Origin of the sequence: Citrobacter sp. CK194 (assembly GCF_030333395.1) — a bacterium.
GTDB lineage: Bacteria > Pseudomonadota > Gammaproteobacteria > Enterobacterales > Enterobacteriaceae > Citrobacter_B > Citrobacter_B koseri.
In genome coordinates this window covers 297,646-307,999 of record NZ_JAOWGA010000017.1, presented here as the reverse complement: position 1 = coordinate 307,999, position 10,354 = coordinate 297,646, and the positions used below count along the sequence as shown (strand labels likewise).

Below are 10,354 nucleotides of genomic sequence, written 5' to 3'. Positions count from 1 at the left end.
GATTCGAACCCCCGATACGTTGCCGTATACACACTTTCCAGGCGTGCTCCTTCAGCCACTCGGACACCTCACCATATTGTCGTTCCAGTGTTGCTGGAACGGGCGCTAATTTAGGGAAATACGCCCCCGGCGTCAATCACCTTTTCTAAAAAATCGTGCAATTACACAAACTTCAATCAACATGCAGTTTAAATAAGCGGAAACTGCTTTTTTTGCCAGCATCTCTAAATTTGTTATGCTGATGATCCCTATGAAAATGATGATAATAAGTGCGAGTAAATTCCGCACAACAACACTCAGGAGTCAACATGGAGATAATGTTCTATCACCCGACCTTCGATACGGCCTGGTGGCTTAACGCTTTGGCAAAGGCGATTCCCGGTGCGAATATTCGTGAATGGAAACCCGGTGATAACGAACCTGCGGATTATGCGCTCGTGTGGCATCCGCCGGTGGAGATGCTCGAAGGACGGAAGCTAAAAGCCGTATTTGCGCTTGGCGCAGGTGTGGATTCCATTCTGAGTAAGCTCAAAGCGCACCCGGAAATGCTGGATGCCTCTATCCCGCTGTTCCGCCTGGAAGATACCGGCATGGGCCTGCAAATGCAGGAGTATGCCGTGAGCCAGGTGCTGCATTGGTTCCGCCGCTTCGATGATTATCAGGCGCTGAAAAACCAGTCAACATGGCAGCCGCTGCCGGAATATGATCGCGATGAATTCACCGTCGGTATTATGGGGGCGGGGGTGCTGGGCGCCAAAGTCGCTGAAGCGCTCCAGGCATGGGGATTCCCGCTTCGCTGCTGGAGCCGTAGCCGTAAATCCTGGCCTGGCGTAGAGAGTTTTGCGGGAGCTGAGGAGTTAGGCGCATTCCTGAATCAAACAAGGGTGCTGATCAACCTGCTGCCAAATACGGCGGAGACGGTGGGCATTATTAATTCCGGCTTGCTCAATCAGTTACGGGATGGCGCTTACCTGCTTAACCTGGCGCGTGGCGTGCATGTTAATGAGGACGATCTGCTTGCCGCGTTGAATAGCGAAAAACTCAAAGGGGCGATGCTGGATGTTTTCAGCCGCGAGCCGCTGCCAAAAGAGAGTCCGCTCTGGCAACACCCTCGCGTGGCGATGACGCCGCACATTGCCGCCGTCACCCGCCCGGCGGAAGCCGTGGACTATATTTCGCGCACCATTACGCATCTGGAACGCGGCGAATCCGTGACGGGTCAGGTCGATCGCGTTCGCGGCTACTGATGACAACCCGGTTAGCGCCGGGTTTCGACTAATAAATGGCGACGATACCTGCTATCCTTGTCGGAAAACGACTACAGGAGTGAGTTATGTATCCCGTTGACTTGCATATGCATACCGTCGCCAGCACCCACGCATACAGTACCTTGCACGATTATATTGCCGAAGCGAAACGCAAAGGTATTAAGCTCTTTGCCATTACCGATCACGGCCCGGATATGGCCGATGCTCCGCATCACTGGCACTTTATCAACATGCGTATCTGGCCGCGTCTGGTTGACGGGGTGGGCATTCTTCGCGGTATTGAAGCCAACATCAAGAATATCGATGGCGAGATTGACTGCACGGGCCCGATGCTGAACTCGCTGGATGTGATTATCGCCGGTTTCCATGAACCGGTTTTCGCGCCGCACGATAAAGAGACCAATACCCAGGCGATGATTGCCGCGATGGCCAGCGGAAATGTGCATATTATCAGCCATCCGGGCAACCCAAAGTATCCTGTCGATATCACCGCGATTGCGCAGGCGGCGGCTAAATACCAGGTGGCGCTGGAAATCAATAACTCGTCATTCCTGCATTCGCGCAAAGGCAGTGAAGATAATTGCCGCGCGGTGGCCGCGGCCGTGCGTGACGCTGGCGGATGGGTAGCGTTAGGGTCAGATTCCCATACTGCGTTTACACTCGGTGAATTTGCCGAATGCCGGAAGATCCTGGATGAAGTGGATTTCCCGGAAGAACGCGTTTTAAACGTTTCGCCAGGACGCTTACTGAGATTTCTGGAATCGCGCGGTATGGCGCCGATCCCGGAGTTTGCTGAACTTTAATTGCTGATAACTGGAATATATCAATGAATGAGTTTTCTATCCTGTGTCGTGTGCTGGGATCGCTGTATTACCGCCAACCGCAGGACCCTCTGCTGGTTCCTCTGTTTACGCTGATCCGCGAGGGTAAATTGTCGGCAAGCTGGCCGTTGGAGCAGGATGAGCTTCTGGCGCGGTTGCAGAAAAGTTGCGACATGACCCAACTGGCGGCGGACTACAATGCGCTGTTTGTCGGCGACGAGTGCGCCGTGTCGCCTTATCGCAGCGCCTGGGTGGAAGGGGCAAAGGAATCTGATGTTCGCGCATTTCTTTCCGCTCGCGGTATGCCGTTGGCGGATACCCCTGCCGACCATATCGGTACGCTGCTGCTGGCCGCCTCCTGGCTGGAGGATCAGTCTGCTGAAGATGAGAGCGAAGCGCTGGAAACGCTGTTTATTGAATACCTGCTTCCCTGGTGCGGTACTTTCCTTGGCAAAGTGGAAGCCCATGCCGCGACGCCATTCTGGCGTACGATGGCGCCGTTGACGCGTGATGCGATCGGCGCAATGTGGGATGAGTTACAGGAAGGCGCTGAAGAGTAAATGTGATCATGGTCACTTTGTTATGCAACGTGATTAATTGTATTGCATAAAATGTGTGCGTGATCTCATTCGTATGCCGCTTTTCTGCTATGATGCGCGGCATGAACATACTTATCTCCATTGCAATCACAACGGGCATTCTCTCCGGTATCTGGGGATGGGTGGCCGTTTCCTTTGGCCTGCTCAGCTGGGCGGGTTTTCTGGGCTGTACGGCCTATTTCGCCTGCCCGCAGGGCGGCCTGAAAGGGTTATTGATTTCTGCATGTACGCTCCTGAGCGGCGTGGTGTGGGCGCTGGTGATTATTCACGGCAGCGCGCTGGCTCCGCATCTGGAGATCGTCAGTTACGTCATGACGGGAATCGTCGCGTTTTTGATGTGCGTTCAGGCGAAGCAGCTGTTGCTTTCTTTTGTGCCTGGCACCTTTATCGGCGCATGCGCGACGTTTGCAGGGCAGGGGGACTGGCGACTGGTTCTGCCTTCGCTGGCGCTGGGACTCGTGTTTGGCTATGCGATGAAAAATAGCGGGCTGTGGCTGGCGTCTCGTCGGGTAAGAGATTCTTCGCCGACGGCGGTCAGCAAATAAAAAAGCGTGAGGTTTCCCCCACGTTCATATGATGCCAATCCTGATGGCGCAAACTTATCCTGCCTGCTGTAGGCCCGATAAGCCTGCGCCATCGGGCATTCTACGGTTGGTGAAATATCAGGATTCCGGCGGTACGGACATGTGGCGGTATTTCACCAGAATGTCGTTCTGACGCTCCGCTTTGTTCTGCAAATCCCACAGGCCGCGATCGATCCCGTCGTTAATCAGGAAGATAACGCCCGTTTCAATCGCTGACATCAGACACAGCATCACCGGTTCATTAGAGGTGTAGCCGATTTCACCTTCCAGCAGTCGCTGGTAATCAATAAAGCGGAACACCCCGGCCTGCACTTCATAGGAAAGGATGGTCTTGCTGGTATTGACCGAAGAGAGGATCTCGCCGGTGCTGACGTTAACCACGCGCAGGTTTACCGCAATCTGGTCAAGCTGATACTGCGTATCCGCACCGATACCGAAGTACCGCGCACCGACCCCGCCTGACTTCACGTTGCTTTCGTAACCGATAATCGACCCTTCCACCATGATATTCGCGGCGGTGAGGGACTGAAGCGGGATTCGGTTATTGATAGCCACCGTGCCGTTTTCCTGCGCTGCACGAATAATTTTGCGTTCGTTCAGCAGGTTTTGCAGTCCCTGACGCTCCAGCGGGATAAACCAGCGGGAGTCTTTCAGCGCGGTCACCAGCATCGCGGTGGCGCTCTGCGGAACAGCAGTCGAGAAGTTACTCGCCGGATAAGGCTTAAACTGGCCCGTTTCATCCTGAATATTATAAACCGAGACAAAAATCTTACCCGTTGGCATCGGCAGGTGCGTCAAATCTTTATAGCTTTGCGCACGAGGCATTAATGTCGGTTTCGCGGCTTCTTTAGGCGGGGCGGTTAAGCATCCGCTCAGTAAACATACTGCAACCAAAATAAGTAAGCGCTGCATGATTATTGTCCTTTGGTAGCTGGGGCTTAGAAATCGGTTGACTGTGTTTGCAAACCTGACACTTCAATCGTCGAGGTTTTCCCGGTTTTCCTGTCCGTGACATTAAGTCGCAGTTGCCCATCCCGGTTGGCGATATCAATGATAAAATCATTGGTCACCATTCTGCCTGGTTTGCCGGTGTTAATATTCGTCAGCAATCCGCCAAGGATTTGCGATTGAATAGCCTGCGTAAAGTTATCCAGGGCAGACGGGGTTTCAATCCCGAAGTCGTCGTAATAACTTGGGTCCTTATAAGAGTTTTGTGCCTGAGCGCTATTTAATAAAAATGCGCCGTTATTTGGGTTTCCACCAAAATTAGGATTTCGGAACTGGAATGTCATATTTCCGGCCCAACTTAATGGTGAAATAAGCATGAGCATAACTACTGCATGTTTGACACGCATGGCAGCCTCCAGACTAAATCATATTTTAGAATTCATCGCGCGCTAAATCACTCGTGCTTAATAGCGTTTGATCTATTTGCCGACGATTTAATGCTTCTTCAGTTTGCGCCAGCGCGAAGTCAACGGTTCGCTCGAAGTCTCTTTTCGTTGGGAATAAAAAAGTCTGGAATATAACGTCCTGATTTACCGTTATCGTAATCCAACTTCCCCAACGCGCACTGGGTCTTTCATTGATGGTCAAATTGCCTGTGTACTCACTTTCCCATTTGTCGCTGAAGGCGCGATAAAAATTGTGGCCGACTGATGAGACGGTATGGTCAGTTAAGAGTCCGGGAACTTCCACTTCAACTTCCGCAGCGTGAAGATTCCCTGCGGCAAGCAGTAATTCTGCTGCCACAATCCAGGTCAGATAGCGTTTCATGGCTTTATCGCCTGAGGTTATCGTTTGCCCACGAGACCGCCTGAGTACGGTTTTTAACAGCTATCTTTTTGAAAAGATTATAAAGATGTGTTTTTACCGTATTCTCGCTGATAAAAAGCGAGCGGGCGATTTCAATGTTTGAGGCGCCGATTCGCAGTTTATTGAGGATCTCTTTTTCACGATGAGTGAGAAGCGCTGATTCCGTGCTGTTGTAACGGTAGTTCCCTGAATGAGTGATCAGGTAACTGGCCAGCTTTTGCGAAAAATAGCATTCGCCTCGCAAGATCCCCTGCAAGCCGTTAACGACACGTTCTTCATCCTCCGTTGCGTAAAACACACCATTGATATGTGGCCAGTTTTCAATATCACGGAAGGGATAGTCGTCGGGAGTATTCAACAATAACGTCTTGATATTGTTGTTTTTCCGACTCAAATTGTCTTGCCAGTAATGGATAATTTTTTTATCCGCTTCCATCATATCCAGTAAAACAATGCAGCTGGCGGATATATCATCCAGAGAACGTTGAATATTATGTAGTTTTCCGGTAACAGCCAGTGATTGCTTTAAATGCTGCAATAATGCAGTGGCCTGCAAAGATGGTTTTGTGATCAACAATAATGTATGACCATGAATACTATGGACTTCATTAAACATGATGAAACCCCACTTTTTTTAGTCGCACATCTGACAGCTGCCTCAGCTAAAATACGAGGCACCAGAAGTACTGACAGATGTTGCACTGCTGTGTGTAGAAATAAAACATCGACCCAAAAAGGGTAAAAATATTAAAACAGATGGACTACAACTGATTTCAATCTAGTCATTACAAACCTTAAAGCAAGTGTTAAACTTGTAACAAAATGTAAAATTATATATTCATATGTTAATGTGTGGATTTTTTAGAGATTAGATTTGATAGAAAAGTTGTACATGTTGCTGTTATTGCATAGATTTAAAAAATCATACAAATTATAATAACTGATTGATTTTAAATCATAATTTAAAATTATTTTTGAGTTTGTCTGACAAGTTAATTTTAAAACGTTCGACTCAGGGCCGCCTGGACATTTTTAGTGAGAAAAAAATGATGTTTGTCACGAGTTGTGACGGCGATGCAGTGTGATGCCCGGAGAAACGCATAATGATATGCAGAAAACGGTTTTTCCCTCTCACTGGCAGAAATGTTTAGCCCGCTACAGATAAGAAAATAAATTTTTCGTAAATAACAGTGGAGTCAACAGTGAATTAGCACTTTGGTGTGACGCTGAATATCAAAATACCACTCGCGGGTGAGTTATTTAAAATGTTTCCACGGACATACTCTTCATCGTAACGCGGCGTTAACAAAAAACGAATCGCGTTAACAGTCAAATTGAAATGCTTTTAAATTAACGTAATGTACGACCAGGTCCAGGGTGACAACATGAAAAACAAATTGTTATTTATGATGTTAACAATACTGGGTGCGCCTGGGATTGCAGCCGCGACAAGTTATGATCTGGCAAATGCGGAATATAATTTTGCGGTAAATGAATTAAGCAAGTCTTCATTTAATCAGGCAGCCATTATTGGTCAAAAGGGCACTCATAATAGTGCAAAAACACGCCAGGACGGCTCAAAACTTTTATCTGTTATTTCACAAGAAGGCGGAAATAACCGGGCGAAGATTGACCAGTCAGGAGCTTATAACCTTGCATATATTGATCAGGCGGGTTACGCCAATGATGCAAGTATATCGCAAGGCTCTTATGGTAATACTGCAATGATTATTCAGAAAGGTTCTGGTAATAAAGCAGATATTACGCAGTACGGTACGCAAAAAACAGCAGTTGTAGTGCAGAGACAGTCGCGCATGGCTATTCGCGTTACGCAACGTTAATACCATGACGACTTTTAAATCAATCCGATGGGGGTTTACCATGAAACTTTTAAAAGTGGCAGCATTCGCAGCAATCGTAGTTTCTGGCAGTGCTCTGGCAGGTGTTGTTCCGCAGTGGGGCGGTGGCGGCGGTCATAATAATGGCGGTAATAATTCCGGCCCTGAATCTACCCTGAGTATTTTCCAGTACGGTAGCGCAAACTCTGCTCTTGCTCTGCAAAGCGATGCTCGTAAATCAGATCTGTCCATCAAACAATATGGTCATGGTAACGGCGCAGACGTAGGCCAGGGCGCTGACAACAGCGGCATTGACCTGACCCAGAATGGGTACAGAAACAGCGCGACTATCGATCAGTGGAATGCCAAAAACTCTGATATCGTTGTGAGCCAGTTTGGTGGCCGCAACGGCGCGCTGGTTAACCAGACTGCGTCCGACTCCCAGGTATCGGTTACTCAGGTCGGCTTCGGCAACAACGCCACGGCTAACCAGTACTGATTCAGGTCGGGTACTCATAATAAACAGGGCGAAAGCCCTGTTTTTTTTCGTGAGGATATGATGAATACGCTATTACTCTTTGCCGCGCTCTCCAGCCAGATTACATTTAATACCACGCAACAAGGTGAAATTTACACCATTGTCCCCCAGGTTACGCTCAGTAAACCCTGCGTGTGCGAAGTCCAAATTTTTGCCGTTCGTGATGGGAAAGGAGGGCAAAGCCGTACACAGCAGAAAACAACCCTTTCTTTGCCCGCTAATCAACCCATTGATTTAACGAAACTCAGTTTAAATATTTCCCCGGAGGACTCGGTAAAAATTATCGTTACCGTTTCCGACGGGCAGTCGTTGCATTTGTCGCAGCAATGGCCATCTCCTGAGAAATCATCTTAATCATTTGATTTATTTGGTGATTGTTTGTGGCAGGGGATGGATTACTGTTCTATGAATTATAGAGAGGCAACAACGTCGTTTCCGTTCACCGCGAGCGTCGCAGTGGAAGGAAAACTCCGATCCTTCAAGTATGATTGATCATTGAGGAGCTATTGTATGTTTGCGTTGTGTTCGAAAAATATCCTCGGAGCAGGCCTTGGCGTCTGCATTCTCTTTTCTTCCTCTGTTACAGCTCAACAAATCACTACCGGCGGCGTTATTCATTTTCGTGGTCAGATTGTCGAACCTCCTTGTGAGGTCAGTGCCCGGCAGCAAAATATTGACATGACATGCGTGAATAATGGCCAGATGAAAACTAACCGTTTTACCCTGCAACAGGTTACAACTGCCCCGCAAAGCCTTCGACAAATTGCATCCGTGAGAGTCAACTATCTCGATCCGCAACAACGTCTGGCAATTATGAGTATTGAATACCAATAAACGCATCTGTCAGAGATAAAATCGTTCGATTAAAAAACGCGATTTCATTGAAAGCCCTGCTGTACACTTAGGCTATAGGTTAAGGTAAGGGGGATCTATGAAATCGCGTATTCATGTACAACATGGCGACATAACCCAACTCACGGTAGATGTGATTGTTAATGCTGCCAACGCTTCATTACTGGGGGGCGGTGGCGTTGACGGCGCGATTCATCGTGCAGCGGGTCCGGCGCTACTGGAAGCCTGCAAAAAAGTCAGGCAGCAGCAGGGCGAGTGCCCGGCAGGACATGCGGTCATTACTCTGGCAGGCAATCTGCCGGCGAAAGCGGTGATCCATACGGTGGGGCCCGTCTGGCGTGGCGGCGATCACAACGAATCCCAGCTCCTGGAGGATGCCTATTTCAACAGTTTGCAACTGGTGCTGGCCAATGGCTACCGGTCTGTCGCGTTTCCGGCGATCAGCACCGGTGCTTACGGCTACCCACGCCCCGCAGCAGCAGAGATCGCGGTCAATACGGTTGCGGATTTTCTTGCCCGCCACGCGCTACCTGAGCAGGTATACTTTGTCTGTTATGATGAAGAAACTGCCCGACTTTACGAGCGATTACTGACCCAACAAGGTGATGAGTGAGTTGACCCGACTTGAGCGCGCTGTTACCCCGCTGTGTGAACGTCATCCCGGCGAATGCGGCATTCTCGCCCTGGATGACAGCCTGGATGCCTTTGCCGCACGCTATCGATTAACAGAAATGGCTGAACGCACCCTGGATGTGCAGTATTACATCTGGGAGGATGACATGTCCGGGCGCCTGCTGTTTTCGATATTATTGGCGGCGGCAAAGCGCGGCGTTCATGTTCGCCTGCTGCTGGATGATAACAACACGCCGGGGCTTGATGATACGCTGCAACTGCTGGATAGCCACCCCAATATCGAAGTGCGCCTGTTTAATCCTTTCTCTTTTCGTATGCTGCGCGCGCTGGGGTATTTAACCGACTTTGCCCGGCTTAATCGGCGTATGCATAATAAAAGCTATACGGCAGATGGCGCAGTCACCATTGTCGGCGGGCGGAATATTGGCGATGCCTATTTTGGCGCAGGTGAAGAGCCGCTGTTTTCCGATCTCGACGTGATGGCGATTGGCCCTGTCGTAAAAGACGTGGCGGATGATTTTGAACGTTACTGGCATTGCAAATCGGTTTCAACGCTGCAAAAAGTGTTGTCGCTGTCTGAGCAGGAAATCACCCGACGCATTGACTTACCGGATTCCTGGTACAACGACGACATTACGCGCCGCTATTTGCATAAGCTGAAAACCAGCCACTTTATGTCCCATCTTGATCGCGGCGCTTTACCGCTGATATGGGCGAAAACCCGTTTGCTCAGCGACGATCCTTTAAAAGGCGAGGGGAAAGCGCAGCGTCATTCGCTTCTGCCGCAACGCCTGTTCGATGTGATGGGGTCGCCAACGGAACGTATCGACATTATTTCCGCCTATTTTGTCCCCACCCGGGCGGGCGTCGCGCAACTGCTGCAACTGGTGAGAAAAGGGGTCAGGATCGCGATTCTTACCAATTCACTGGCGGCGAACGATGTGGCGGTCGTCCATGCGGGCTATGCGCGGTGGCGTAAAAAACTTCTGCGCTACGGCATTGAGCTCTATGAGCTTAAACCCACTAACGGGCATGCGGCTGAACTTCACGATCGTGGTTTAACCGGTAACTCAGGCTCCAGCCTGCATGCGAAGACCTTCAGCATTGACGGGAATAAGGTTTTTATCGGTTCTCTCAATTTCGATCCCCGATCGACGTTACTCAATACCGAAATGGGGTTTGTGATTGAAAGCGAAACGCTGGCAACGCTGATTCATAACCGTTTTATGCAGAGCCAGCGTGATGACGCCTGGCAACTGCGGCTGGATCGTTGGGGAAGGATTAACTGGGTTGATCGCCACCTGCGTGACGAGGTGGTACTGAAAAAAGAACCCGCCACAGGATTCTGGAAGCGGGTTCTGGTGCGACTGGCGTCTGTCTTGCCCGTCGAATGGCTGCTTTAACGC

General features: G+C 49.7%; 14 protein-coding genes and 1 tRNA gene (1 of these 15 cut by a window edge). 10 read left to right on the top strand and 5 right to left on the bottom strand.

The features are described from left to right. Positions 1-73 (bottom strand) — tRNA-Ser (locus OGX80_RS09890) (it extends 145 nt beyond the left edge of the window). 235 nt (positions 74-308) lie between these two features. On the opposite strand from OGX80_RS09890, the gene ghrA reads away from it, so the two are divergent. The 4 genes from ghrA (at position 309) to OGX80_RS09870 (ending at position 3,233) form a co-directional block, all read left to right on the top strand. Then, a complete protein-coding gene (gene ghrA, locus OGX80_RS09885) occupies positions 309-1,247 on the top strand; it encodes a glyoxylate/hydroxypyruvate reductase GhrA (protein ID WP_012132898.1) in 939 nt (312 codons plus the stop codon). An 86-nt stretch (positions 1,248-1,333) separates the two neighbouring features. Beyond that, positions 1,334-2,071: a phosphatase gene (locus OGX80_RS09880; RefSeq protein ID WP_012132897.1), complete on the top strand. Its 738-nt coding sequence runs from the start codon at positions 1,334-1,336 to the stop codon at positions 2,069-2,071. A 23-nt stretch (positions 2,072-2,094) separates the two neighbouring features. Next, the gene (locus OGX80_RS09875; protein WP_012132896.1) at positions 2,095-2,649 is read left to right on the top strand and encodes a TorD/DmsD family molecular chaperone; all 555 of its coding nucleotides are present in this window, start codon (positions 2,095-2,097) and stop codon (positions 2,647-2,649) included. A 101-nt stretch (positions 2,650-2,750) separates the two neighbouring features. Then, on the top strand, positions 2,751-3,233 hold the full coding sequence (locus OGX80_RS09870) for a DUF1097 domain-containing protein (RefSeq protein WP_065422796.1): 483 nt from the start codon (positions 2,751-2,753) through the stop codon (positions 3,231-3,233). A 117-nt stretch (positions 3,234-3,350) separates the two neighbouring features. On the opposite strand, the gene csgG is transcribed toward OGX80_RS09870, so the two are convergent. Genes csgG through csgD form a run of 4 tightly spaced genes read right to left on the bottom strand, consistent with a single transcriptional unit; the run spans position 3,351 to position 5,703 of the window. Further along, complete coding sequence (csgG, locus tag OGX80_RS09865; RefSeq protein ID WP_024130452.1) at positions 3,351-4,184, bottom strand: curli production assembly/transport protein CsgG; 834 nt, start codon at positions 4,182-4,184, stop codon at positions 3,351-3,353. Between the two features lie 26 nt (positions 4,185-4,210). Continuing rightward, complete coding sequence (gene csgF / locus OGX80_RS09860; RefSeq protein ID WP_012132893.1) at positions 4,211-4,627, bottom strand: curli production assembly/transport protein CsgF; 417 nt, start codon at positions 4,625-4,627, stop codon at positions 4,211-4,213. Between the two features lie 25 nt (positions 4,628-4,652). Next, complete coding sequence (gene csgE / locus OGX80_RS09855; RefSeq protein WP_012132892.1) at positions 4,653-5,048, bottom strand: curli production assembly/transport protein CsgE; 396 nt, start codon at positions 5,046-5,048, stop codon at positions 4,653-4,655. Positions 5,049-5,052: 4 nt separating this feature from the next. After that, positions 5,053-5,703, bottom strand: a complete 651-nt coding sequence (csgD, locus tag OGX80_RS09850) for a biofilm master transcriptional regulator CsgD (RefSeq protein ID WP_012132891.1) — start codon at positions 5,701-5,703, stop codon at positions 5,053-5,055. Positions 5,704-6,472: 769 nt separating this feature from the next. On the opposite strand from csgD, the gene csgB reads away from it, so the two are divergent. The 6 genes from csgB (at position 6,473) to OGX80_RS09820 (ending at position 10,351) form a co-directional block, all read left to right on the top strand. Beyond that, on the top strand, positions 6,473-6,928 hold the full coding sequence (csgB, locus tag OGX80_RS09845; RefSeq protein ID WP_024130451.1) for a curli minor subunit CsgB: 456 nt from the start codon (positions 6,473-6,475) through the stop codon (positions 6,926-6,928). Positions 6,929-6,968: 40 nt separating this feature from the next. Continuing rightward, positions 6,969-7,424: a curli major subunit CsgA gene (gene csgA, locus OGX80_RS09840; protein WP_024130450.1), complete on the top strand. Its 456-nt coding sequence runs from the start codon at positions 6,969-6,971 to the stop codon at positions 7,422-7,424. A gap of 60 nt (positions 7,425-7,484) precedes the next feature. Continuing rightward, positions 7,485-7,817: a curli assembly chaperone CsgC gene (csgC, locus tag OGX80_RS09835; protein WP_115181732.1), complete on the top strand. Its 333-nt coding sequence runs from the start codon at positions 7,485-7,487 to the stop codon at positions 7,815-7,817. A 156-nt stretch (positions 7,818-7,973) separates the two neighbouring features. After that, positions 7,974-8,297: a YmdA family protein gene (locus tag OGX80_RS09830; protein ID WP_047457582.1), complete on the top strand. Its 324-nt coding sequence runs from the start codon at positions 7,974-7,976 to the stop codon at positions 8,295-8,297. 97 nt (positions 8,298-8,394) lie between these two features. After that, complete coding sequence (gene ymdB, locus OGX80_RS09825) at positions 8,395-8,928, top strand: O-acetyl-ADP-ribose deacetylase (RefSeq protein ID WP_047457580.1); 534 nt, start codon at positions 8,395-8,397, stop codon at positions 8,926-8,928. Continuing rightward, positions 8,921-10,351: a phospholipase D family protein gene (locus OGX80_RS09820; protein WP_080975442.1), complete on the top strand. Its 1,431-nt coding sequence runs from the start codon at positions 8,921-8,923 to the stop codon at positions 10,349-10,351. The genes ymdB and OGX80_RS09820 overlap by 8 nt, the downstream gene beginning before the upstream one ends. Positions 10,352-10,354: the final 3 nt, after the last annotated feature.

Excerpts from the sequence above, each read along its gene's own strand:
- ghrA (WP_012132898.1), top strand. The coding sequence starts at position 309 with ATGGAGATAATGTTCTATCACCCGACCTTCGATACGGCCTGGTGGCTT.
- csgD (WP_012132891.1), bottom strand. The coding sequence starts at position 5,703 with ATGTTTAATGAAGTCCATAGTATTCATGGTCATACATTATTGTTGATC.
- OGX80_RS09820 (WP_080975442.1), top strand. The coding sequence starts at position 8,921 with ATGAGTGAGTTGACCCGACTTGAGCGCGCTGTTACCCCGCTGTGTGAA.
- csgC (WP_115181732.1), top strand. The coding sequence starts at position 7,485 with ATGAATACGCTATTACTCTTTGCCGCGCTCTCCAGCCAGATTACATTT.
- OGX80_RS09875 (WP_012132896.1), top strand. The coding sequence starts at position 2,095 with ATGAATGAGTTTTCTATCCTGTGTCGTGTGCTGGGATCGCTGTATTAC.
- csgB (WP_024130451.1), top strand. The coding sequence starts at position 6,473 with ATGAAAAACAAATTGTTATTTATGATGTTAACAATACTGGGTGCGCCT.
- csgG (WP_024130452.1), bottom strand. The coding sequence starts at position 4,184 with ATGCAGCGCTTACTTATTTTGGTTGCAGTATGTTTACTGAGCGGATGC.
- OGX80_RS09870 (WP_065422796.1), top strand. The coding sequence starts at position 2,751 with ATGAACATACTTATCTCCATTGCAATCACAACGGGCATTCTCTCCGGT.
- OGX80_RS09830 (WP_047457582.1), top strand. The coding sequence starts at position 7,974 with ATGTTTGCGTTGTGTTCGAAAAATATCCTCGGAGCAGGCCTTGGCGTC.
- csgA (WP_024130450.1), top strand. The coding sequence starts at position 6,969 with ATGAAACTTTTAAAAGTGGCAGCATTCGCAGCAATCGTAGTTTCTGGC.
- ymdB (WP_047457580.1), top strand. The coding sequence starts at position 8,395 with ATGAAATCGCGTATTCATGTACAACATGGCGACATAACCCAACTCACG.
- csgE (WP_012132892.1), bottom strand. The coding sequence starts at position 5,048 with ATGAAACGCTATCTGACCTGGATTGTGGCAGCAGAATTACTGCTTGCC.
- csgF (WP_012132893.1), bottom strand. The coding sequence starts at position 4,627 with ATGCGTGTCAAACATGCAGTAGTTATGCTCATGCTTATTTCACCATTA.
- OGX80_RS09880 (WP_012132897.1), top strand. The coding sequence starts at position 1,334 with ATGTATCCCGTTGACTTGCATATGCATACCGTCGCCAGCACCCACGCA.